Below are 24,010 nucleotides of genomic sequence, written 5' to 3' on the forward strand. Positions count from 1 at the left end.
GAAATTTGACTACAGTACGGCAGCAGCTCGAAAGCAGCCCTAAGCCAAAGGCATACCTTAAGCAATGATTTTAATCAGGATTCTTGAATTACTCTCCTTCTTTGTTTACGATTTTCTGGTGATTGAAAAACATCTTGGTAATGGGAATGAGCATCAGTCCACATAAGGCAAAAATGATAAAGGAAACTCTAAGGTTAAAGGCATGAGCAAGGTAACCGATCAACGGAGGACCTAAAAGCATTCCTGTAATCGAATAAGTGGCAATAATGGAGATCGCCATTCCCGGAGAGTATTTTTTTGAAGCTCCGGCGAGTGCATATGACATAGGAATAATAGATGCAGTTCCAAAACCTACGAGAGAAAAACCAATCATTGCAGGCCAGAATACCGGAAAGATAATCGCCAGACTAATTCCTGAAACGATAAATGCAGCACTCATGATATAAGTTTTTGGCATTCCGATTTTGCCAATGATGATGTCTGATAAGAATCTGGAAGCTGCCATGAAGGTCATAAAGATCAGATAGCCATAAGTGAAAATTTCTACTTTAATCACTTCCTGGAAATAAATACCACTCCAATCAAACATCCCTCCTTCACAGATTGCACATAGGAATACGACGATTCCAAGGTAAAAAATATAAGGATCCGGTTTACTTAAGATCAGTTTATTACCGGTTTTAGCACGGTCACCACTCAACAGGAACTGATAAGAGTAGAGGGTGATTCCCAACATGAAAACTGCTACGATGGTAAAATGAAGCTGAATAGATACATTTATCGCCAGTAAAAACGTAGAAAGTAAAATTCCTGCAATACCACCGATGCTCCAATAGCCATGAAAAGAACCAATAATTTTCTTCTCAAATTGCTTTTGCAGCGTTAATGCTTGTGTGTTTACAGAGATATTAAAGATCCGGGTAGTAAAAGCGAAGAGAATCACTGCGCCAACCAGGCTATAGATGTTATGTGCAAAACCAATTAAAGCCAAAGAAAAAGCATTTAATGCATATCCCCCAGCCAGCGGCACTTTGCTATTGAATCGGGAAATCAACCAACCGGATATGGGTAAGCCCAGTAATGAACCTATTGGCAAGGCCAATAAAATACTACCCAATTCTGCTTCATTCAGGTCGAACGCCATCTTTATCGTTGGAATTCTTGATGCCCAGGTAGCAAAACTAAAACCTGACATGAAAAAGAAAAGACTTAAAAAGAAACGATGTTTTTGCTTAGAAATCATTAGATGGTAGAATTACTTTGCAAAAGTAAGCAATCATTTTGGACGATTTAAGTGATTTTCCCTGACAATTGTATGAATTCAAAAGGCGTTAGATAGAATTATTCTAAATAAGTTGTTTTATAAGTGTAAAAATTACACTTTTGCGCCGGGGATTAGAATCAGTCTAAATTGAAATTACTATACACAACACTGCTATTAATAGCATCAACGGCTATTTTCGCTCAAAAACATTCGATCATTACAGGGAGAGTACTGGACGAATCACAACAACCAGTCGACCTGGCCAACATCAAATTGGTAGAAACCAATCAGTATACCATCACTAAAAAAGACGGAACTTTTACGATTCAAGTCTCTGAAGTGAATGATCAGCTGATCAATCTGGAGTTCAGTTATATTGGTTATAAGAAACTGAGCAAAGCAGTTTTGATCAATAAAGAAAAAATTGATTTAGGGGTCATCACCCTGAAAATACTGGATCTAAGTTTAAAAGAGATTTCGATTAGTGCTAAAAGAAACGGAGAAGGCTCTTCGAACTCTTCCCTGATCATAGATCGGGATATGATCGAACAGATTCCGGCATTGAGTTTAAACGATTTGCTGAATTTGATTCCAAATCGTAAAATCAGTCCACCATCCTTACAAAGTGTACAAAACCTGACCTTGAGAGCAACATTCCCTGATCGGGTCACTGGGAAAGATCCTTTTGCGCTAAACAATTCATTTGGAGTAGCCATTATTATTGATGGACAGGCGATCAGCAACAACGCCAATATGCAAAGCTATAATCCCGGATTAACAGGTATGTCCGGTTCCAATATATTAAGCCCCTCTAGCTGGGGATTAAGTGGTGGCAGAAACAGGGCTTACTCCGGCGACTATGCTTTTGGGGGTATTGATCTTCGTCAGATTCCAGCAGACAATATTGAAAGTATAGAAGTCATTGCAGGTGTGCCTTCTGCAAAATATGGTGATCTTTCTGATGGTGCAGTAATTGTTGAGCGCCAGGCTGGTTCTGGCCCTGCCTATGTCCGGATGCAACTCAGAGACAATGCCACCTCCTATACTTTTTCCAAAGGCATGAGGCTGGGGCATGATCTAGGTACTTTAAACGTAGGTATGAACTATGTCAATTCCTTTTCCGACAACCGAGAAAAGCTGAAAGCCTATCAAAGGATCAACACAAACACGATGTGGACGAATTCCTTTGGCAAGGAAAAGCAATTTAAAAATACCTTCAGTTTTGACTACGGGAGAAACCTGGATGGGATTAAACAAGATCCTGATGATCCAGCAGCAACTAAAACCAGGTTTGACAGCTGGAATCTGGGTATCGGAAACCGAACCAGCTACAGGTTAAATGGAGACTTTCTGAAAAACATTGGACTAAATGTAAAATATAGTGAAGGACATCAGGTAACTTATAGAGAAGAATTGAAAAATCTGGCTTACATCCTCTATTCAGACGCGACTCAAACGGGGATTACGGAAGGTCATTTTGATTCCGGGGTATACAATGCCCTTTCACTGGTAGATGGCCGCCCAATAAATCTATCTACAAGATTGGATTTTAATGCAGAATTCAATACCGGTAAAACTATTCATTACCTTTCTTTTGGAACAAGTTATAACTACAGCGCGAATAAAGGTTTGGGTCGGATGTCTGATCCTTCCAGGCCACGTTCAGGTACAGTAATGAATCCGAGCGCAGCAACTTCTCTTTTCAAATCTACTGGTTCTGAAAGGTATTATGATTTCGGACTGGCCAGGGCACAACAAGATATTGGCTTTTATGCAGAAGATCTATTTAAGCTGAAGATTGCAAATAGAGACCTGAATGTACGTACCGGATTGAGGTTGGATTTACAAAATGGCTTTGCTTCCCTTGCGCCTAGAACAAACATCAATTATCAGGTTAGCGATAATTTAAGACTGGGTGTAGCCTATGGTATCGGGTTTAAAGCACCAGGTTTAGCACAGCGCTATCCAGGGCCCACCTTTATGGAAGTTCCACTCCTGATGAGCTATAATGGAAATGTAAAAGAAAGTATTTACCTACTCTATCTGGACCGTTATGAACCCACTAATAAAAATCTAAAATCATCTCAAAATCAGACCATAGAATTTACCTCCCAGTTAAAACTGCATAAGTTTAACCTGTCGATGTCGGCCTTCCATAAAATTGCCACAAATGGCATCAATACCGTAGAACAGTTGAAGGTAGTATCATTACCAAAGTATACGGCTACATATGTCCCTGGACAACAACCTACAGTGACACAGGAAGGGATGAAAAACCAATTATTGTCGTACTACTCTTTCCAGAACAGTTTAAACTCTAATAGTTCCGGACTTGAATTTATGTTGAGTACTCCGGCAATTAAGGCGATCTCCACCTCCTTTAATCTAAGCACTGGGATTTTCAGGACGAAAACAAAAGACCAGTCGAACGTAAATTACAAAGAGGTAGAAAATACTAACACTAATCTGGACTATGCCCGCATTGGAATTTACAGGCGTAACACACCGATTACTTATCAAAGTAACGCCCGGATTTCTGCCACCACACACATTCCAAAAATCAGTCTTATCGCTGAGTTTACGGCTGAATTTGCATTGCTTCAAAAAACTGTAGTTCCAGCCAATGCTGGTGTACCCATCGCCTACCTTAACAATGCTCTTGAATACATTACGATCACTAATTTCGATCCTAAAAATCAATTATACGGTCATTTACTTGTTCCTAAGAACGCCTATGAAGAAGGAAATATTCCCCGAATTCTCCCTAATTATCACCTCAGCATTGGTAAAGAGATTAAAAAGAGATTCAAATTCTCCTTCAATGTTTACAATGTATTCAATTATCAACCTACCTATACTACTACCGGGGGCACCTTGGTATATCCTAACCCCAGTCCAACTTTCGGTGCAGAATTATCATTAAAACTCTAATATAAATATCCATGAAAAAACTATTACTTAGCCTTTGTTTAGTAGCCAGCTTACTGGCTTGTAAAAAAGACAAAACCCCTGGAATCCAGCCAACAGACCTGGATATTAAACTCGCTTTTGATATCAGTTCAGCATATACCTTACCACTTGAAAAAATCACAGTAAAAATTACCAATACCCAGACTTTAGCAAGTCAGGAGTTAATTACTGACGCTTCAGGAACGGTTGCTTTCAAATCAGTCTCTGCCGGGACGTACGATATTGATGCTGTTTTAACGATGTCCGCGGAGGAATACTCCCGAATTACTGGCATCCCAACAGAAAATCCTGTAACCTTTAATGCCTCTGAAAAAGGAAAACAAATTAATGCTACGTTGACGGGAACGCTGGAATTGAAGCTAATTGTAGGAACACCTGGAGAATGGCTGATCAAGCAAATCTATTATGCGGGTTCTAATACCACAAATGGCGCCGTATTCAGAGATCAGTTTTTAGAATTCCACAACAATACCGATCGTGTTCTGTATGCTGATAGCCTGTATTTTGCACAGATCATTGGTAGAGTATCCAGCCCTTCTCCAAATATGAACTACACCTCTACCGGACAGATGGATTGGAGCAAATCACCGAATATGGATCAAAGCATCAATGCAAACAAGGATTATGTGTATGCAAAAACGTTGTACATGATCCCAGGTAATGGAAAACAATACCCAGTTCAACCTGGAAAGAGTATTTTAGTTGCACAAACTGCATTAAACCACAAAGCTCCTTTTACCGGGAATGACGGTAAAGTAGTGACGGTAAGAGACCCTGAATTAACCATAGACCTTAGTGGCGCGGATTTCGAAGTGTATTTAGGGGATGTGATTGGCAAACCATTTTCATCCGACATCAACAATCCCCAGGTTCCCAATGTTGAGGTATTGGCTTACTCAGGAAATGACATGATTTTAGATGCAAACGGAAAAGACAGTTATGTAATTTTTAAAGCTGATGGAACGCAAAGAGTGAGAGAATGGCCACAATACAATGAGCCTTCGAAGATCGCGCCATCACCTACTGCAAAGAAATATTACCAGATTCCAGTAAAATACCTGATTGATGGTGTTGAAATCCAGCCGAACATTCCAGATAGCCGTTTTCCGAAAAAACTAGGTCCTACTATTGATGCCGGGTTTACCTTTAACCCTAAAGGAAATTACAGTTCTCAGTCGGTCATCAGAAAAACGGCAAAAACTGTAAATGGCCGAATCGTACTAAAAGACACGAACAACTCTACTGAAGACTTTGAATACCTGGATAAGGCAAACCCAAGAGGTTTTAAATAGCATTTCCATTAAACAAAAACTTCGTCATAAATAACGGTTATGAGCAGGACAAAAAAACTATTCATAACCGTTAAATATTCCAATTCCCGGATGAAAAAAATATACTCTATTGCTTTGCTGTTACAACTTTGTATTGTTTTAGTTGCTAATGCTCAAAAAACAGATTCCATCTCCAGTGGGCAGTCCAGGCTGTTTGCCATAGATTCGGCAGCTTATACTTTTTACAATTTTGCGAAAAATAAGAGTTTCTTCACGGCGACCATGCCTGATGGTTTTAATACTTTAAGCATTGGACATCAATTGACAAAAGGCAGGTTTATGCCTTATCAGGAAAGTAGTAAAACAAATGACACCTATTTTGCTACTGAGGGTAAAACTACGCTTTCCGGGGTTTCCTTATGGGGCGCTCTGGTGTACCATAAAGTAAGAGAGGATAGCACCCGTTGGGCACATCAAACCAGAAATAACACCACTGCCCCAATGTATTTTGGTTCCGCAAGAAATGTAAATTATGAACGCTCTGTCTATCAGTTTAATGCCATGGCGCAGCGAAACATGATTGGAGATAACCTTCCATTATCGATTGGAATTGACTACCGGATTGGCGATCATTATTCGACAAATGACCCCAGAGCAAAACTAAACGATTATCAGTTTAATATGCAGGCGAGTCTGGGCTACCGCCTCTTCAATGCCTTTAAATTGGGAATCGGTGGCAAATATGGCTATGGTCAGGAGGGAACAGATGTGGCTTACAAGAATCCTCAAAATGCGGGTAATATGTTGACCCCTGAATTTGTGACCCATATCATCAATGGCTACGGCGACCCTAAGCCGATAGAAAAGAACAGGGTCTTCCGAAATGAACAATCCAGGAAGGGTGTTGATCTTTACCTGAGTTATGAAAGTCCTGCTGTTGGCACATTTGCAGGCTCAGGATCCTATCTTACCGAAAGCCAGAAATTCATCAATAGGTTCCCAGATAACAACAACGGAGAACTCTTTAATGATTATGACCTAAACAGCTATCATTTTGAGCTGATCTGGAAAAAGAAACTGGAAAAACATCAATTATTGGTATTGATCAACTATGAGAACTTAGAAGGTGAGGATTTCAATCATGAGAAGAAAGCCAATAATTACCTGTATAACCGTGAACAATGGGGAATCAAAGCCATATTGAGTAAAACTGGAAAAACAAGTTTCAATTACGTATTGGAATTGAAGAAAGATGGAGAGAAACGTCAGGACGGTTTACGAGGCAATCTGGTTTCCTACAACGCGATTAAACCTGGCTTAGGGATAGGTTTTGTCAGACAGCTTCCAGGAAATCATAACTTCGGACTAAATTTAAAAGGTGTCTATTCTAAAAACCTGAATGATCAGTTTATTGTGCCGATCATTTCTGAGGGTATCTTTACCAAAACGGTCATTTATCATGATTACCTGTACCATACTGCAGATTATTTTAGTGGCTCCTTAGAGGCAGACTATAATTTCCCAACCTATAGACAGATCCAAACCGCGATCAAATTAGGGCTAACTTATAACGAAGCAATACAGTTTAAAAGTCTGGACAGAGCCTTAATTGCAAGTCCGGGGAAACAACGTTTTGCGACGAATGTATCTTTGAACTTCTATTTTTAATCGGTTCAACATCCCTCTAACCACCACAAGCACCCTCTGGGATCCCAGAGGGAAAAGATAAATCGTCATTTTTCACCTTCCGCTAAACAATTCTTGTAATGGACTGGTTTATAGTGGGCATAAGTCGAACCTTAAAGAAAAACGAATTATGGCAACTACAACGAAGAGTGACAGTACTAAGACAACAGCCAAATCAACAAAAGGAAAAATGGAAAATTCAGAATTCCATAAGTTTTTTATCGATGAGCTGAAAGACATTTACTGGGCAGAGAAACACCTGTCTAAAGCTTTGCCAAAAATGCAAAAAGCCGCGACCAGCACAGAACTGGCTGCCGCTTTTGAAAAACACAGGGAAGAAACCAATAACCACATTGATACGCTAGAGCAGGTTTTCGAGCAACTGGGAGAAAAAGTTCAGGCAAAAAAGTGTGATGCAATGGCTGGACTTCTGGAAGAAGCTAATGCGATCATTGAGGATACTGAGAAGGGCACATTGGTACGTGATGCCGCTTTAATCCTCGCTGCACAAAAGGTAGAGCATTATGAAATTGCTACTTATGGCACTTTGAGAACATTTGCTTTAAATATGGGCCATACTGAAGTGGCCGAATTGCTACAGCAAACTTTGGATAATGAAAAAGAAACTGATGCCGCATTAACGGAAATCGCTGAAGAGTTTATCAACGAGCAAGCTGCAGCCGAATAATACCCCAATGTTTAATCAACATAAGTTCAATTCAACCCTTCAGGTTTATTCCTGAGGGGTTTATTGTTTTCAATATGCTATTTCCCTTTTCTTAGCTACAGATTTTGTTTTTCAAAAAAATAACCTAGTTTTACAAAAAAACTTTAGGGGTGCCTTGCGCTGAGAAATACCCTTTGAACCTGATGTAGTTAGTACTACCGAAGGGAAAAGTAGAAGCAAATCCGTTTGCCGTCTTTTCATGCCTGTAAAAAGGTCATGCCTATAGTTTTTCCTATTTATCAAAAAAATGGAAATAACTGTAAATCAACAAAACTATCCAATTAGCGAAACTTGTTCCGTAGAACAATTGCTTTTAAACGTGCTTCAAATTCCCGTTCAGGGGATTGCAGTAGCCATCAATCAAACCATCATTTCCAGGACAGAATGGCCAATCAGGCTATTGCAGGATGGCGATCGGCTAACCGTTATTAAAGCCACTCAAGGCGGATAGTTCCATGATTTCTAGAAAACCCTATTATTTTCCTTACCAAGAAAAAAAAACATGAAACACGAAAAGACTCCAGACGAGCAAGTCATCAGCCGCACACCTTTTCCGGCCTCAAAAAAAATCTTTGTTCCCGGACAGCTTCATGACATCCAGGTAGCGATGCGTGAAATCACGCTAAGTGACACTAAGATCCACAATGGTTTTGGTGCAACAGAAGCCAATCCTCCGGTGACCATTTACGACACCAGTGGTCCTTATACGGATCCGAATGCGGAAATTGATGTCAAAAAGGGCTTACCAAGATTAAGGGAAAGTTGGGTTACCGGAAGAGCAGATGTAGATCAACTGGATCAGATTTCTTCTGATTATGGTCAGGAGCGACTGGCTGACAACAAATTGAATGAACTCCGTTTTTCTCATTTGAATAAGCCTTACAAGGCGAAACCGGGGATGAATGTTTCCCAGATGCATTATGCAAAAAAAGGGATCATTACCGCAGAAATGGAATACATTGCCATCAGGGAAAACCAAAGGATAGATCTTTTGAGCGAACAGCTGGGTGCGCAATATGGGGTGATGGCTCATCAGCATAAAGGCCATAGCTTTGGCGCAAATACGCCAAAAGGATACATCACACCCGAGTTTGTGCGGTCAGAAGTAGCTTCAGGTAGGGCTGTCATCCCTTGTAACATCAACCACCCGGAATTAGAACCGATGATCATTGGCCGAAATTTCCTGGTTAAGATCAACGCTAACATCGGAAACTCTGCGGTGACCTCTAGTATCGAAGAAGAAGTAGAAAAGGCCGTATGGGCTTGCAGATGGGGCGCAGATACGATCATGGACTTGAGTACCGGAAAGAACATTCATGAAACCAGAGAATGGATCATCCGCAACTCCCCTGTTCCAATTGGTACAGTTCCAATTTACCAGGCTTTAGAAAAAGTAAATGGCAAAGCCGAAGACCTGACCTGGGAGATTTTCAGAGATACACTGATCGAACAGGCAGAACAAGGAGTGGATTATTTCACGATCCATGCCGGTGTATTGCTGCGCTACATCCCTATGACGGCAAAAAGAGTGACCGGTATTGTTTCCCGTGGTGGATCCATCATGGCGAAATGGTGTCTTGCTCACCATAGAGAAAGTTTCCTATACACACATTTTGAGGAAATCTGTGAAATCATGAAGGCCTACGATGTAGCCTTTTCTCTTGGCGACGGTTTGCGTCCGGGCTGTATTGCCGATGCAAATGACGAAGCGCAGTTCTCAGAACTGGAAACTTTAGGCGAACTGACTAAAATTGCCTGGAAGCACGACATCCAAACCATCATTGAAGGTCCAGGCCATGTGCCGATGCACCTGATCAAAGAAAACATGGAGAAACAACTGGAACATTGTTCGGAGGCACCATTTTACACTTTAGGTCCACTTACCACAGACATCGCCCCTGGCTATGACCACATCACTTCTGCGATTGGTGCTGCAATGATCGGCTGGTTCGGTACTGCGATGCTTTGCTATGTGACCCCGAAAGAACACCTGGGATTACCAAATAAAAAAGATGTTAAAGATGGCGTGATCACGTACAAGATTGCTGCACATGCTGCTGATTTGGCTAAAGGGCATCCTGGTGCGCAATACCGCGACAATGCATTGAGTAAGGCCAGATTTGAATTTAGGTGGGAAGATCAGTTTAACCTTTCCCTGGATCCGGACACGGCAAAAGAGTTTCATGATGAGACCCTTCCTGCTGATGGCGCTAAAATCGCACATTTCTGTTCGATGTGTGGTCCGAACTTCTGCTCCATGAAAATTACGCAGGATGTGAGAGACTATGCCGCCAAGCAGGGGCTGGAAGAAACCGAAGCCTTAAATCAAGGGATGGCCGAAAAATCCAAAGAGTTTGCAGAAAAAGGAAGCGAAATATATTTGTAATTGGAACTGATTGTTATTTCAAAACCCAACTTTTTCAAAGGGGAAGCGCAGCTGATCAATGGTTTGTTTGACCAGGGAATGCAGCGCTTTCACCTGAGGAAAGAAGGGGGAGATCAAAGCGCTTACCAGAAACTGCTAGGCGAAATTGAGCCCAGGTATCTGGACCGTATTGCATTGCACCAGTTCCATGAACTGGCGAGCCAGTTTGGTATCCAAAGACTTCATTTCAAAGAGGCACAACGCCTGGCTTTGCTTCATTGGCATTTGAAGGGCAAAAAGGAGATAACCTTAAGTACTTCTACACATTCAGTAAATCACTTACCTGATTTACTGAATTTTAATTACACTTTTTTAAGTCCTGTTTTCCAAAGTATATCTAAAGAAAACTATCCAGGCTTCTTAACGGAAGGTTTTCAATTGCCCTCTTTCGGTGATACAAAAGTAATCGCCCTAGGTGGCGTCACTGCCCCGAAAATCACTGAGCTTCAACAAATGAATTTTGATGGAGTGGCAGTTTTAGGGACCATATGGAATGAACCGGAACAGGCCATCAAAAATTTTAAACGGTTACAACAAGCATGTCAAACCACAGTCTAAAGAAATCGTCGAACAACAGACCATACGTCATCAGCATTGCTGGCCTTGATCCAACTGCCGGAGCTGGTCTCCTCTCCGACCTGAAATGTTTCGAAGCGCATCGCGTTTACGGATTTGGGGTTTGCAGCGCCTTGACTATTCAAACGGATACTACCTTTTTGAAAAACGACTGGCTGGAGACCGAACAGGTCATTGCCCAGTTAGCGCCATTGCTTGAAAAGTTCCCGATCCAGGCTGTTAAAATCGGCTTGATCAAAAACCTGGAAACTTTATCAGCAGTTTGTGAATATTTAAATTCATTTGATCCGAAGATTAAAATCGTGCTAGACCCTATTTTAAAGGCCAGTGCTGGATATAACTTCCACGAATGGAATCCAGAGCTAGATATTTTCAAAAGCGTCTTAAAACGACTCTATTTGATTACGCCAAATTATTTGGAGATGCAGGCCCTAAAGGGAAGCGAGGAAATTGATCAGGTATGTCGGAGTTGGTCCGAGGACTGTGCGGTTTTACTCAAAGGCGGACACCATCCTTCCAGCCCTGGCACCGATTACTTCTTCCACAAAAAAGAAGCATTGGAATTCAAATCCGGGACTACAGCGGTCTCCCAGAAACACGGCTCCGGATGTGTCCTCTCTTCTGCCATTACTGCTCAGCTTGCTTTGGGGAATTCCCTCCCAAAATCCTGCCTGTTGGGCAAACAATATATCGAGCAATTTTTAAACAGTAACACCAGCCTTTTGGGCTATCACAACCTATGATCGACAGACTACATTATATCTCCCAATCCAGTGCTGAATTCAGCCATTTGGAGGCCATCGAACAAGTGCTAAATGCCGGTGGAAAGTGGATACAGCTTCGTGTAAAAAACCAGGCAGAAAATGAGGTTTTAAACCTGGCTAAAGCTGCAAATGACCTCTGCAAAAAATTTGCAAGCAAATTAATCATCAATGATTTTCCAGAGATTTCAAAGGCAATCGATGCCGACGGAACACATGTAGGATTAAATGACATAAGTATTGTAAATGCCAGATTATCAATTGGTAATCATAAAATTATTGGCGCAACTGCAAACACTTTTGCAGACCTACAAAAAAGCGTTGCAGCGGGTGCGAATTACATCGGCTTAGGCCCCTACCGCTTTACCAGCACTAAACAGAACTTAAGCCCGATTTTAGGACTGGAAGGCTTCAAAAAGATCATGGACCAGATGAGAAATGCCAACATCAACATCCCTGTGATCGCCATTGGTGGCCTTACACCAGAAGACCTTCCTGAGCTGCTTAAAACCGGTGTTTATGGCGTCGCACTTTCTGGTGTACTTAGCAATAATAAAGATGCGGATATACTGATTAAACAGCTCTACCAGGAGCTTCAAAACCACCCATTTCCTACCCTTAACAAACCTTTAGCATCATGTTAAAAATAGCAGATAAAACTTTCCATTCCCGCCTGTTTACAGGCACAGGAAAATTCAGTTCCAGCGCCATTATGGAGGCAGCTTTACTGGCTTCAGGATCAGAACTCGTTACCGTTGCCCTAAAGCGGGTTGACCTAAACCATAACGGGGATGACCTATTACAACACCTTAGCCATCCTCAACTAAACCTGCTCCCGAATACCTCTGGGGTTAGAAATGCCAAAGAAGCTGTTTTTGCTGCCCAAATGGCAAGGGAGGCATTGGAAACCAATTGGATCAAGCTGGAAATCCACCCGGACCCTAAATACCTGATGCCTGACCCTATAGAAACCCTAAAAGCCACCGAAGAACTCGCCAAGCTCGGTTTTGTGGTCCTTCCTTATATCCATGCCGACCCCGTACTGTGTAAGCGGCTGGAAGATGCAGGTACTGCTGCGGTAATGCCATTAGGCTCCCCTATAGGCAGCAACAAAGGCTTAAAAACGATAGATTTCCTGGAAATCATCATTAGTCAAAGTCGGGTGCCCGTGGTGATTGATGCCGGTATAGGCTCCCCTTCTGATGCTGCAAAAGCCATGGAAATCGGTGCAGATGCCGTACTGGTGAACACCGCAATTGCCGTGTCCGGAAACCCTGTTTTGATGGCAGAAGCCTTCAAAATCGCTGTTGAAGCCGGTAGAATGGCCTACCTCGCCAGATTAGGCCAGATCAATTCACAGGCTGTAGCCAGCAGTCCATTAACCGCTTTTCTTGAAGATGAGATTTAACGATATTTTTCAAAGCCAGAGCTGGGAAGAGACCAGCAAAAGCATTTATGCGAAAACCAGTGTGGATGTAGAGCAGGCTTTAAATGCTTCCAAAAGAACCTTGGAAGACTTTAAAGCCCTGATCTCCCCTGCCGCAGCTCCATACCTGGAAAGAATGGCAAAATTGAGTCAGGAGCTTACTTTAAAGCGATTTGGAAACACCATACAGATGTACGTGCCGCTTTACCTGAGCAATGAATGCAACAACATTTGCACTTATTGCGGTTTCAGCTATGACAACAAGGTGAAACGCAAAACCCTTTCCTCCATGGAGATCATGGAAGAGGTAGCTGTAATCAAGGAAATGGGCTATCACCATGTACTATTGGTAACCGGAGAAGCAAACCAAACCGTCCATACAGACTACTTTAAAAAGGTTTTAGAGCTGATCAGGCCACATTTTGCGCATATCTCCATGGAAGTGCAGCCTTTAGACCTTGTTGATTATCAGGAATTGACCCCTTATGGATTAAACACCGTATTGGTATATCAGGAAACCTACCATGAAGAAGATTATAAAAAACACCATCCAAAGGGTAAAAAATCCAATTTTCAATACAGATTGGACACTCCAGACCGACTAGGAGAAGCCGGAATCCACAAAATGGGATTGGGTGTATTGATAGGATTGGAAGATTGGAGAACAGATTCCTTTTTCACGGCTTTGCACCTGAACTACCTGGAAAAGAGGTACTGGCAAAGTAAATACAGCATTTCTTTCCCAAGGTTAAGGCCATTTAGTGGCGGATTGGAACCCAAAGTCGCCATGAACGACCGCGAACTTGTGCAGCTAATCTGCGCCTATCGCCTCTTCAATGAAGAAGTCGAATTGTCTATTTCTACAAGGGAGTCTGTTATTTTCAGAGACCACATCATCAAACTTGGCATTACTTCTATCAGTGCAGGTTCAAAAACCAATCCTGGTGGCTATGCTGTGGAACCTCAATCTCTTGAGCAATTTGAAATCTCCGATGAAAGAACGGCCTCAGAAATCGCAGAAATGATTCATAAACAAGGTTATGAAGCCGTATGGAAAGATTGGGACTTGAGCTTAATGAAATAAAACTATGGAAAACAAAGGACTTAAAAGATACCAGCGGCAAATCTTATTGGAAGAATTGGGCATTGAAGGGCAGAAAAAGCTATTAAAAACATCGGTATTAGTGATTGGTGCCGGCGGACTGGGATGCCCCCTCCTATTTTACCTTGCCGGTGCCGGTATAGGTAAAATCGGGGTAATTGACGGCGATACTGTAGCAGAAAGCAACCTACATAGACAGCTACTTTTCCAGCAGCAGGATCTCGGCAAGAACAAGGCATTAACAGCCGTAGAACGGTTAAAACTCCTAAACCCTGAGTTGAGCCTGCAGGCCTTTCCTTTTCACATTACGATTGAAAACGCGCAAAAATGCATTAACGAATACGATCTTGTGATCGATGGTTCAGACAATTTCCCTACGCGATATCTGGTTAATGATGCTTGCGTTTCCATGGGAAAACCACTGGTATTCGGTTCTATATTTCGCTTTGAAGGGCAGGTTTCGGTTTTTAACTCCCAGGGAGGCCCCAACTACCGAAGTTGTTACCCTGAGGCTCCGGCCCCACAGGACAGCCAAAATTGCGGGGATAGCGGCGTAATTGGCCCCTTACCAGGCATCATTGGGAGCATGATGGCCAATGAGGCCATCAAAATAATATGCGGTTTTGGAGATAGTCTTTCTGGAAAACTCCTTATCTTCAATGCGCTAAATTACGACATGCAAGTTTTTAACATTCAACCTGAACAGGAGAATCAAACAGAGGTCCCTAAAAACGATTCATCTAAGCTTAAAGCTGAAGATCAACATCCTGGACAGCAAAGGCTAAACAACAACACTTCAGAGCAAGCCAATCAACCAGGGCCAAAGAAAGCGATCGTATATCAGGAAGTTTTCCCAAAGGAACTCCTGGAATGGGAAGCAAACCAGTTGCCTTTTTGTTTGATAGATGTTAGAGAGGCTCATGAATTTGAGGCCGACAACATTGGGGGGATTCACATTTCGCTATATGAGCTTGAAGAAAAAATCGATCAGTTGCCTTTCCAAAATCGTCTGGTCTTTTGCTGTACTTCAGGGGCAAAAAGCAGAATGGCTACAAAAATAATCGGCGAAAAAAGAAACGAAGAGCTATTTATTATCAGCCTATTAAATAGAGAAAACTAAAGCTAAACTTTAAGCTGAATCTCCTTACCTCTAGCGCTGAGCTTAACCTATTTCTTTAAGATCGGTTCGGTAATAAAAGAAGAAAAAATAGAGCAAGTAAGTACTTAACATGATTAAACTATAAGCCAGGGCGTAGCCGCTCAGGATCACAAACATGCTGATGAAGAAGTAAGCCAGCAACCATTTGAAGTACCGATCCAGGTCTAGCTTAATCCAGTACAGCACCATTCTCAGTGTCATTAATCCAGCAATTCCAAACAGGACTCCTACTAAAAAAGGTTGAATCTCCCCCTGAGTTCTGTACCCGTAAAAGCAGATTTCAGGGAGGAATATCAATAGAAAAACCAGGAGTGTATGCGCTATTCTGGTCCTCAAATTTATCGGAAGGCTTCTGCTAAACGAAAGCTGATCTGTTTCCTGTTTGAGCATCACCTGTATCACCATGCTATGAGAAAGTACAGCGGCTAATATCCCAATCAAAGCGACCCGGAGGTCATTCGAGACATCGGAAAACATCCACATCACTACATTAAACAAAGAAAACGAAAGAACTTTACTTAAAAACAGCATTAATGTTTGCTCAGTCGACAGGTAATATAAAGGCCATGTCCAGTAAGGTTTCTTCAATTGGGGGCAAGGGAAGGAAAAATAAACCTTTACTGGAACATGGCTATAATTAATGATCCGAAACATATATGCGGATACGGCACTTAAAATAATAAGGGTAAAACTGATGGTGGCCAATACTCCGATGTAGTATCCTTCCACCAATCCTACATAGATCATGGGAATGATATAGCCCAAAATCGGTAGGAAAAGCAGTACATAGACCTTCAGCCAGAGGTTAAACTGTTGTTGTTTTTTTGTTGCAGCCAAAAGAAACACAAAACGATATTGCGCCAACTTTAGCTGTTTTCTAATGAAAAACAAGCATTTGAGCAGGTAAAGTGCCCAAAAACCATAGACCATTACCAGAATCAGAGGGGAAGAATACACCATTAACATTAATGTATGATGGTAACTCAACAGCTGTGAGCCTTCCACTACTCCAAAAGCCAGATAAAAACCAAAGAGAAAAAGACCGGCATGTGCCGCGTAAAATTCTTTTGTTAAGGTTTTTAAAATCAGCTTTAGCATGGTTGTAACTGACGGTCTACAATCTGAAACACCTGTTTTATTGGCAATTGACCCATTTCCAGCTCCTGATGAGAAGAAAGTAAAAAGGAACATCCCTTTTCATGGTAAGTTTTAATGAGTTGATAGAGTACCTGCGCCGAATTGGCATCTATGGTAATCAATGGCTCATCCAGGATGAAAAGCTGTATATCACCTACAAATGCACAGATTAAAGATAGTTTTTTGAGCATCCCAGTAGAATAACTTCCTACTTTCTGATTCATAAAAGGGCTCATTCCTAAAGCTTCAACCAGAGCAATCGAGGCTTCTGCCTGGGCTTTCCGAACTTCGATATGGTAATTGAGCAGTTCATTCCCGGTGATAAAGGCCGGATATTGTGGTTCGGCTTCCGCATAACTGATCATCGACCTATAGTTAACCGGCTGATTTTTAAGACTAATGTCATTTAAAATCAGCGTCCCTTCAAATGGTGTTTGTCCGGCAATCACCTTGAACAGCGTGGTCTTCCCAGTACCATTTCCCCCTTTAAGCCAGTATATACCATGATCCAGGCTCCATTTCTCAAAAGAAAATATAGCATGATCCCCGTACTTCTTATCAATATGCTGCAGCTCTAATCTGATCAATTTCGTTTCTTTTTTGCATTTAGATGTGTCTATCATGGATATGTTACTAGCGATATCGCTACCTTTGCAAAAATGCCTGCAAGAACATGATAGAAATAGGAAGATATAACGATCTAAGAATTATAAATAAAACCGAAAACGGCCTCATCTTAACAGAAGGTGATAAAGAGGTATTGTTACCTTACGTAGATGTACCAAAAAACATCGAAATTGGGGAGAACATCAACGTTTTCGTGTATATGCACAAGGACGGCAGATTGATGGGTACCACCAAAAGACCATTCGCCTGTGTTGGTGATTTCGCTTACTTAACCGTGGTGGATGATGGTGAAGACGGTGTATTCATGAATCTTGGTATCGACAAAGACATCTATGTTCCTCAACGTGAGCAGAAACGCCCGATGTTTAAAGGGGATAACCATGTAGTTTATGTATACCTGGATGAGAGCAATGACCGTATGGTAGCCTCTTCCCGCTTAACCAATTACACAGAAGATCAGGACATTGACCTGGAAGAAGGTGATGAAGTAAGTTTATTGATCGTTGACCGTTCAGACCTGGGTTACAACGCCATTGTAGACAATAAATACATCGGTCTTTTGTATACCAACGAACTGTTTGACCAACTGAATCCTGGAGAAATCAGAAAAGGATGGATCAAAAAGATTCGTGTAGGAGGTAAAATTGATTTAAGTCTGCAACCAATGGGTTATGGTCATATCCTGGAAAACAAAGATGTGATCCTTGATGAACTAAAGGCTTGCGGTGGTGTGGTTCATTTGGGCGACAAAAGTGCGCCAGATGATATTTACGACCGTTTCAAAATCAGCAAAAGTGCTTTCAAGAAAGTAATTGGTGGTTTATACAGAGACCGTTTAATCATCATCTCTGACCACGAAATCAAGTTATTCGTAGACGAAGCAGCAGACTAAGCTCCTTCCATTACCATACAAAAAGCCGGTTATTTCTATAAATAACCGGCTTTTTCATTTATTTATACAGGCGTTTGGAAAACGAACACCTAGGTACTACTTAAAAGTTGAATCCTACTGAGAAATAAGGCATCGTTGCTTCTTTTGAAAAGCCCAATGTGCCCTGAATCAGGAACTGATCCCCAGGCATCACATACAATCCGCCACCATAACCCTGGTGCCATTTTCCGCTGGATTCTCCAGGCTGCCATACCCTACCTACATCATTAAAGGCGATCATACCGACTGTACCTGGCACCAGGTACGACGTAAAGTTAAACAACTTCATTCTCAGGTCCAGGTTGTGATATAAGCCCGTACGGCCGGTAAAACGCCTGCTATTGAATCCTCTAAGGCTATTTACACCACCCAATTGGATGTGTTGGAAGAATGCCGGATCTCCTACTGTGGTTCCCCCACCAATTCTATTGGCAATCACAAAACCAGATTTCCCCGGGTTCAGGTAAAAGCGGAATTCAGTATTTAGGATACCGTAACGCTCATCACCACCGTTCACACGTTGTTGCGCCGAGATCGTCGTTTTCCAGAAAACACCCTTAGTAGGAATCGCGATGTTATTGCGGGTATCGTAAGCCAGACCAGCGGTTAAACCGGCATAAAAGCGGTCAGAAAATACTTCCTGTTCTGGATGTAAGGCATCATAATCATTTAAAAACCGTTCTTCATTATCCTTACGATTACTCATATAATAGGACAATAATAGGCCTCCTTCTACTGTCCAGTTCTTGTCCAGCATCCTTCTTAACCTGATATTGGCATTCAGGTAGTTGTATCTGTTGCGGTAATAAGAGATACCATCTTCACGATCCTGACCTTCAGGCAAATCTTCATTATGATCATCCTTTTGATATACCGTATTATTCCCCAGGCCAAAGAAATTGCTCAGGTTATTGGGACCTAACATATTGATGGCAACATTCAGGTCATTATTGCCGATTGCTTTCTTAAAATCACCGGTATAATCCAGAATAAAGGACTTTCTTCCCGTAGAATAGTGTGCCCAGATCTCTTGTTTAGAGGCATATGGCGATTTCCTAAAACCCTGTTTCTCTAGAATATAACCCAATCCTATCTGAATCCCTTGATCAATATTGTAATTACCATCAAACAAAATCCCTTTTCGGTCATACAAGAAACCATTTTTATTGAATTGGTTCACTGCAGAATCCTTTGCTAACCTCAGTTTGGCATATCCTTTTGGCGGAAGGATATTCGTTTCATCAGAACGGTCATAGATAAAAAGCCCTGATTTATTAGGTACATCTTCGGCAATTTTAAAGTCATCCACTTCATCCCCACCAACCATTCTCAGCTTTATCGGGGATTCATTTTTACCATGAACATTAAAGACATCTTTCCCCCCTAAGCCAAATAAACGGATCTCTTTGGTCACCTGAGGATCGAAAGTACGGTTAAAAAAGCGGCGTCCATTGCTGCCATCCTTCTTGATATTGAAGACATGAACGCTAACTTTTCCATCTTCTTCCTGCTTTACATCAAAGAATTCTGTCTTATCAGAGGCAGGAATATCTACATTAATCGATAGAAAACGGTAGTAATGAAGCGCCAGTTCTTCCAATTGGTTTCTTCTGGAAGTAAAGTTAAAGATCAACTCCTCTCCACACTGTTTATAGATCGGATCAGGCATTTCGCGGAAAGCTTTGGCAATCAATTCATCCGTCATCTTAGCCTGAACTAATTTTATCGCTTCTTTCCAGTCTTCTTCGTTCAGCTCATTTAGAAAATATCTGTCGAAATATCTTTCATTAAAATTCCAGTGGTCTACATCTCTGATCGTTGGAGAATAGGGCTGTAAATGAGATTTAAGCCATTGGTGACTCAATATCCAGGGGAATACACCCGAAGTTTTATAGAATACCTTGTCGCGGTCGCGGGGTACAGGCGTGTAGGTGGTTCCGTCTGGGGTTTTATCCCCGGCCCAACGCCAATTGTCTTCGTGTCTGTCCCAATCTCCCAGCAAGAAATCCAGTAAACGCGCCCTAAGCGTCATTTTCTGATCTGCTTTAGTATCATTATCCTTTTGGATTTTCTTTTGTACCTTCTCTGTATTGTCAGTTTTCTCCTCAGAAGGAGATCTTTCTTCGAATATATAGGCCGCATTAGCAAATTCCTTACGGTATTCACCGAGTCCGGCATCATCAGCGACATATACCATTTCCGGTTTTGCATGTGCCAAATCCAATGCTTCAGCCAATGGCGGTACAATTAGGGCTGCAAAAGGGTGATTGGTAGATACCTGATCCTGAGTAATATCCCTGGCAATAGTTGCCCTAAGGTTCTCCGGCAGACTCCTATCTGCATACTTCTGTACGGTTCTCAACACCCATTCTTTCCCTGTTGGATCTACCAACCGCAAGGAACGGGTTTGCATTCCACCACCCAATTTGGTGATTTTTAGTCCACCTTTTTCTTTTTGGAGGTCGATCACCCTTAAAGTTACAGGCGTTGCCCATAGCTTACGGTAACTTTCCCCTAACCAAAAACGGTGAAAACTACTTACTTTATCATATTCCGGAGCGATGGCTACGGTAATAGAATCTGATTTTACTGCGCCTTGTGCGAAAGCCAGGGCAGGAATGGCTCCAAGCGCCATATTTATGATTAGTGCCGCTTGCAGCTCCTTTTTAAAACGCATACTGAATTTATTTAAGCGTTACTCCTATTCTGAGGGCCTTTAATCCCTCCACTCCTTGCAATTCTTCAATGTCCAGGTATTCCAGGTCATCGTTCAACAAACCAATGCTTTGTAGCGATTTGATATATCCAAGGTATTCCCTGGCTTCCCAACTATTGAAATAGACAATAGCGATCTTTCCAGGCTGGGTAATCCGTTCTGTAGTATCTTTAACATGGGCTTTATCTATTCGTTTTTTAACCATCTGGTAACGAATATTATAGCTTCCTTCTACATCAAAACGTTGTTCATCAATTCTAAAACTGATGTCTATTAGTTTTTCATAGACGAAAATCAGCTGAGTAGTTTCCAATGGTAAAGAAAAATAAGGCGCTAAACTATGACTGGTTTGAGCCACTTCTGCCAATACTTTCAGCTGTTTCAGACGAAATTCATGAAGGATCTCTTCTGAAAACTCAGTATCCTGGGCAATAGAACGACCTAAATAAATATCGAATTCTACACCATCGGTACGGAACTTTTCAAAGTAACATGGATAAATCTCTTGAATTTCCTTGTTGAACACGTCCAAATGCCTGGTTACTGCCAGATTGATCATCTGTAAGCTTTTTTCATACCTATCGCGGTGTTCATAGCTTTTCCCATCAACGGCTGTCCACTCCAGATATTCGTCTACAATGGGTTTAAGTTCCGGATGTGTCTCTTTTAAATGGATCAAAGCGGAAGGAATCTGTCTTTGCAGGTAATCTTCAGTTTTGAGAATCTCACGGTCTGTAAGGTCTTCGAATCTGGATTTACTCCAGATTTCGTACTTCTGAGGCAGCTCATTTTCCAGCGACTCACATACCTTCCTTTTAATGATATCCAGTGTTTTTTGCAGCATTTCAAAATGAACATGCAGGTCTTTACGAACCGCCATGTTTCTCAATATGCTGGAATTCCTAATGTCTACTGCTCCATAAAATGGGTGTACATTCTTAAAGAACACCTGTTCTACTGGCAGGTTGCGCTTTTTCCCTCCCATTTGGAGGTAATGATAAGCTGCTTCATTGAAGCGCCACTGTACAGAAGGCTGTAAAGCAGTAAACTTATCCGTTACAATTTCAGCGATTTCCTGATTAAAATCAGTGATTATATTTTGATATAACTGTGCTAATAAAGGAAAAGCAAGGTCTATTTTGGTCAATGCATTTCCATTAAAATAGCTGGATTCCATGGTATACAACTCCAGGCAACCCACCAATCTGGCATTGTAATAGAGCGGAAACAGGCCATAAGCTTTGATTCCTTTTGCCCATAATAAGCGGAGCATCGGGTAGCTCTCCTGTTCTGCCAGGGTAATTTCTGGAAAGATCAAAGTCCTTGGCTGCTTCAAATAATCTGTTACCAGATGAAATTCATCATTATCCATCCATCCGGCTTCTTCGGCCAACTTGATCAGGATACTTTGGAAACCAGACTTCTCATTGATCAAAAGTTTATTATTTAACTTCAGATAAGGTAATAGTCCGAATTCCAGATGATCAGATCCTGCCAATGCCTTTAGGGCATTGTTGATCTCTTTACCATAGTTCACATTTTTGGACTCATGGTGATCAATCATGACATTTTTAATCGATTCAAGCGCATACTCCCCGGTTACATCCGTTAAAGTAACGATAGAAATCCCTTCAATTGTAAAAATCTCAGGTGGGATCAGCTTAGTCAGAATATCGAGGGTATTGCTCTCATCCTGAATATATTCCTTGACGATATTCAGGTCGTACTCCGGCAATTCCACATTTGCGGTAATCGTGAGAAAACGGGTATCTACGTTTAAGCGGTAATATTTAGGCAATTTCGTTTCCGGGTCAACAATGGAGTTGACCGTAAACTCGTTGGCTGTTAATGAAAAGTTATAAAAGCGATGCAACACCAGGTTATAAAAAGCAGATAGCATGCTCTTTTTCAATTCTGATTTAGAGGGTAGTGAAAGATCGGCTTTTAGCGTGCAGGTAGAAGGCTCCAGCAACACATTATAAAACGCATTGGTACCATAATGAAAACAAGGCATCAACGGGGTACTAATGGCCCAGAAATGCTCTTTTTCTTCATTAATAATTGGCGACAAAGCCGTATAAATCAATTCAAACAAGGTATTATACTTCTGGACATTCTCCATTGGGATCGGGTCTTTCAGTTCAGGATATTGCTTAAATTGTTCAAGAATATAGCGATAGAAATTAATCTTGGCAGTCTTTTCAGTATTTGCCTTCTCCTCCACAAAAGTAATAAATGGTTGCAAAGACAACTTAATTTCAGCCCCCAATGGAGGTCGATCTCTTAAACCAGCAATACTATTGTTCAAATCCAGCGTGATAGCTTGCATTTTTCGTATTTTATTGTGTTACTTTTTTACTGATGTCGTTTTTTTAAACTTTAAGATATTACCATTTGTCAGCTCATCGCCTTCATTGGAGATATATAGGTTCATATCTTTATCAAAAGTTATGCCTTCCGGCTGATTATAGATTCCAGAACTCAATCTGTGTACTTCTTTCACTTTCCAGTTTTCATCTGCAATGACTAACAATTTATTGGCAGATGCAAGAATATACCATTCTTTTGTGATCGGATTTTTAGTCAACGCTGAAGGACTTAGACTCGCTTTCAACTTAGGATTAAGTGCTTTGATCTGCTCCAAATCAATGCTAAAAGTACTTTCCGGAATCAGGCTATCTAGTTTTGAATCATAGTTTAACACATAACCGGTTGTGGTTTTCTTTTTCTTATCTACCGGACATGATTTACACAATACATAGACTTTATTGCTCTCCTGATCGGCATACAAACTTTCGTATTCCCCTTTAGGCACCAATTTCTTATGTATTTTCACTTGCGTTGCCTTTTCATTTACCGTTTCCGAAAATGGAAAAGCATAAAGCTGGCCATTACTCTTTAGGACGAACACTTTTTCAGAGAAAATAGCAATATCTTCATAGTCTCCTTTATCGGCAAAGCCTACATTCTTTTGCTGCTTAACGCCCCATTTTTGTCGGAACACGCTGCCTTCTTCATCCTGTATAGAATAAATGGTATCCGGCAGACCTTTATAAAAGGCAATTCCTGAGATTTCCAACAAGCTTTCCGGCATATTAAATTTCTCCGGACGCTCCAGGTCATAACCTACGGGACTACTAAACTTCGAGGAAACCGGCTTACAGGCATAAAATGCGACCAATGCCACAATGGGCATCACATACAATAATTTAGTAGCGTTTTTTTTCATAAA

General features: G+C 41.4%; 19 protein-coding genes and 1 riboswitch. Of the genes, 13 read left to right on the plus strand and 6 right to left on the minus strand.

From position 1 onward, the window contains the following. Positions 1–88 precede the first annotated feature (88 nt). A complete protein-coding gene (locus tag R2S10_RS18275) occupies positions 89–1,243 on the minus strand; it encodes an MFS transporter (RefSeq protein WP_316841853.1) in 1,155 nt (384 codons plus the stop codon). Positions 1,244–1,411: 168 nt separating this feature from the next. On the opposite strand from R2S10_RS18275, the gene R2S10_RS18280 reads away from it, so the two are divergent. The 12 genes from R2S10_RS18280 (at position 1,412) to R2S10_RS18335 (ending at position 15,328) form a co-directional block, all read left to right on the plus strand. Next, positions 1,412–4,195, plus strand: a complete 2,784-nt coding sequence (locus R2S10_RS18280; RefSeq protein ID WP_316841854.1) for a TonB-dependent receptor — start codon at positions 1,412–1,414, stop codon at positions 4,193–4,195. Between the two features lie 11 nt (positions 4,196–4,206). Further along, positions 4,207–5,526 carry a DUF4876 domain-containing protein gene (locus R2S10_RS18285; RefSeq protein ID WP_316841855.1) on the plus strand — a complete coding sequence of 440 codons (1,320 nt, stop codon included), beginning with the start codon at positions 4,207–4,209 and terminating at the stop codon, positions 5,524–5,526. Between the two features lie 90 nt (positions 5,527–5,616). Further along, positions 5,617–7,173: a DUF6850 family outer membrane beta-barrel protein gene (locus tag R2S10_RS18290; RefSeq protein WP_316841856.1), complete on the plus strand. Its 1,557-nt coding sequence runs from the start codon at positions 5,617–5,619 to the stop codon at positions 7,171–7,173. Positions 7,174–7,321: 148 nt separating this feature from the next. Further along, positions 7,322–7,879 carry a ferritin-like domain-containing protein gene (locus R2S10_RS18295; RefSeq protein WP_316841857.1) on the plus strand — a complete coding sequence of 186 codons (558 nt, stop codon included), beginning with the start codon at positions 7,322–7,324 and terminating at the stop codon, positions 7,877–7,879. A gap of 135 nt (positions 7,880–8,014) precedes the next feature. Beyond that, positions 8,015–8,102, plus strand: a riboswitch (TPP riboswitch). A 63-nt stretch (positions 8,103–8,165) separates the two neighbouring features. Continuing rightward, complete coding sequence (gene thiS, locus R2S10_RS18300; RefSeq protein WP_316841858.1) at positions 8,166–8,369, plus strand: sulfur carrier protein ThiS; 204 nt, start codon at positions 8,166–8,168, stop codon at positions 8,367–8,369. A 51-nt stretch (positions 8,370–8,420) separates the two neighbouring features. After that, positions 8,421–10,304, plus strand: a complete 1,884-nt coding sequence (gene thiC, locus R2S10_RS18305; protein ID WP_316841859.1) for a phosphomethylpyrimidine synthase ThiC — start codon at positions 8,421–8,423, stop codon at positions 10,302–10,304. Further along, positions 10,305–10,901: a thiamine phosphate synthase gene (locus R2S10_RS18310; RefSeq protein ID WP_316841860.1), complete on the plus strand. Its 597-nt coding sequence runs from the start codon at positions 10,305–10,307 to the stop codon at positions 10,899–10,901. Then, positions 10,883–11,662: a hydroxymethylpyrimidine/phosphomethylpyrimidine kinase gene (locus R2S10_RS18315; RefSeq protein WP_316841861.1), complete on the plus strand. Its 780-nt coding sequence runs from the start codon at positions 10,883–10,885 to the stop codon at positions 11,660–11,662. The genes R2S10_RS18310 and R2S10_RS18315 overlap by 19 nt, the downstream gene beginning before the upstream one ends. Beyond that, positions 11,659–12,324, plus strand: coding sequence for a thiamine phosphate synthase (locus R2S10_RS18320; RefSeq protein WP_316841862.1), 666 nt, complete (start codon positions 11,659–11,661; stop codon positions 12,322–12,324). Before R2S10_RS18315 ends, R2S10_RS18320 begins: the two co-directional genes overlap by 4 nt. Then, positions 12,318–13,088 (plus strand): thiazole synthase, encoded by a 771-nt coding sequence (locus R2S10_RS18325; protein ID WP_316841863.1) that lies wholly within the window; start codon positions 12,318–12,320, stop codon positions 13,086–13,088. The genes R2S10_RS18320 and R2S10_RS18325 overlap by 7 nt, the downstream gene beginning before the upstream one ends. Then, positions 13,078–14,190 (plus strand): 2-iminoacetate synthase ThiH, encoded by a 1,113-nt coding sequence (gene thiH / locus R2S10_RS18330; RefSeq protein ID WP_316841864.1) that lies wholly within the window; start codon positions 13,078–13,080, stop codon positions 14,188–14,190. The genes R2S10_RS18325 and thiH overlap by 11 nt, the downstream gene beginning before the upstream one ends. A 4-nt stretch (positions 14,191–14,194) precedes the next feature. Then, positions 14,195–15,328 carry a HesA/MoeB/ThiF family protein gene (locus tag R2S10_RS18335; protein WP_316841865.1) on the plus strand — a complete coding sequence of 378 codons (1,134 nt, stop codon included), beginning with the start codon at positions 14,195–14,197 and terminating at the stop codon, positions 15,326–15,328. Between the two features lie 42 nt (positions 15,329–15,370). On the opposite strand, the gene R2S10_RS18340 is transcribed toward R2S10_RS18335, so the two are convergent. Continuing rightward, positions 15,371–16,465, minus strand: a complete 1,095-nt coding sequence (locus R2S10_RS18340) for a hypothetical protein (protein ID WP_316841866.1) — start codon at positions 16,463–16,465, stop codon at positions 15,371–15,373. Continuing rightward, positions 16,459–17,127, minus strand: coding sequence for an ATP-binding cassette domain-containing protein (locus tag R2S10_RS18345; RefSeq protein ID WP_316841867.1), 669 nt, complete (start codon positions 17,125–17,127; stop codon positions 16,459–16,461). The genes R2S10_RS18340 and R2S10_RS18345 overlap by 7 nt, the downstream gene beginning before the upstream one ends. 50 nt (positions 17,128–17,177) lie before the next feature. Between R2S10_RS18345 and R2S10_RS18350 the strand changes: the two genes are divergently transcribed. Continuing rightward, positions 17,178–18,023, plus strand: coding sequence for a S1 RNA-binding domain-containing protein (locus R2S10_RS18350; RefSeq protein WP_316841868.1), 846 nt, complete (start codon positions 17,178–17,180; stop codon positions 18,021–18,023). A gap of 100 nt (positions 18,024–18,123) precedes the next feature. On the opposite strand, the gene R2S10_RS18355 is transcribed toward R2S10_RS18350, so the two are convergent. Genes R2S10_RS18355 through R2S10_RS18365 form a run of 3 tightly spaced genes read right to left on the minus strand, consistent with a single transcriptional unit; the run spans position 18,124 to position 24,007 of the window. Next, positions 18,124–20,739, minus strand: coding sequence for a BamA/TamA family outer membrane protein (locus R2S10_RS18355; protein WP_316841869.1), 2,616 nt, complete (start codon positions 20,737–20,739; stop codon positions 18,124–18,126). Between the two features lie 7 nt (positions 20,740–20,746). Next, positions 20,747–23,107: a GAF domain-containing protein gene (locus tag R2S10_RS18360; RefSeq protein WP_316841870.1), complete on the minus strand. Its 2,361-nt coding sequence runs from the start codon at positions 23,105–23,107 to the stop codon at positions 20,747–20,749. Between the two features lie 18 nt (positions 23,108–23,125). Further along, entirely contained in the window at positions 23,126–24,007 is an 882-nt protein-coding gene (locus R2S10_RS18365; RefSeq protein ID WP_316841871.1) for an SdiA-regulated domain-containing protein, read from the minus strand. Positions 24,008–24,010: the final 3 nt, after the last annotated feature.

It is taken from the genome of Pedobacter gandavensis (genome assembly GCF_032678745.1).
GTDB classification, from domain to species: domain Bacteria; phylum Bacteroidota; class Bacteroidia; order Sphingobacteriales; family Sphingobacteriaceae; genus Pedobacter; species Pedobacter gandavensis_C.

Coding starts and splice junctions, on each gene's coding strand:
- R2S10_RS18275 (WP_316841853.1), bottom strand. CDS start 1,243: ATGATTTCTAAGCAAAAACATCGTTTCTTTTTAAGTCTTTTCTTTTTC.
- R2S10_RS18285 (WP_316841855.1), top strand. CDS start 4,207: ATGAAAAAACTATTACTTAGCCTTTGTTTAGTAGCCAGCTTACTGGCT.
- R2S10_RS18290 (WP_316841856.1), top strand. CDS start 5,617: ATGAAAAAAATATACTCTATTGCTTTGCTGTTACAACTTTGTATTGTT.
- R2S10_RS18295 (WP_316841857.1), top strand. CDS start 7,322: ATGGCAACTACAACGAAGAGTGACAGTACTAAGACAACAGCCAAATCA.
- thiS (WP_316841858.1), top strand. CDS start 8,166: ATGGAAATAACTGTAAATCAACAAAACTATCCAATTAGCGAAACTTGT.
- thiC (WP_316841859.1), top strand. CDS start 8,421: ATGAAACACGAAAAGACTCCAGACGAGCAAGTCATCAGCCGCACACCT.
- R2S10_RS18315 (WP_316841861.1), top strand. CDS start 10,883: ATGTCAAACCACAGTCTAAAGAAATCGTCGAACAACAGACCATACGTC.
- R2S10_RS18320 (WP_316841862.1), top strand. CDS start 11,659: ATGATCGACAGACTACATTATATCTCCCAATCCAGTGCTGAATTCAGC.
- R2S10_RS18325 (WP_316841863.1), top strand. CDS start 12,318: ATGTTAAAAATAGCAGATAAAACTTTCCATTCCCGCCTGTTTACAGGC.
- thiH (WP_316841864.1), top strand. CDS start 13,078: ATGAGATTTAACGATATTTTTCAAAGCCAGAGCTGGGAAGAGACCAGC.
- R2S10_RS18335 (WP_316841865.1), top strand. CDS start 14,195: ATGGAAAACAAAGGACTTAAAAGATACCAGCGGCAAATCTTATTGGAA.
- R2S10_RS18340 (WP_316841866.1), bottom strand. CDS start 16,465: ATGCTAAAGCTGATTTTAAAAACCTTAACAAAAGAATTTTACGCGGCA.
- R2S10_RS18345 (WP_316841867.1), bottom strand. CDS start 17,127: ATGATAGACACATCTAAATGCAAAAAAGAAACGAAATTGATCAGATTA.
- R2S10_RS18350 (WP_316841868.1), top strand. CDS start 17,178: ATGATAGAAATAGGAAGATATAACGATCTAAGAATTATAAATAAAACC.
- R2S10_RS18355 (WP_316841869.1), bottom strand. CDS start 20,739: ATGCGTTTTAAAAAGGAGCTGCAAGCGGCACTAATCATAAATATGGCG.
- R2S10_RS18360 (WP_316841870.1), bottom strand. CDS start 23,107: ATGCAAGCTATCACGCTGGATTTGAACAATAGTATTGCTGGTTTAAGA.
- R2S10_RS18365 (WP_316841871.1), bottom strand. CDS start 24,007: ATGAAAAAAAACGCTACTAAATTATTGTATGTGATGCCCATTGTGGCA.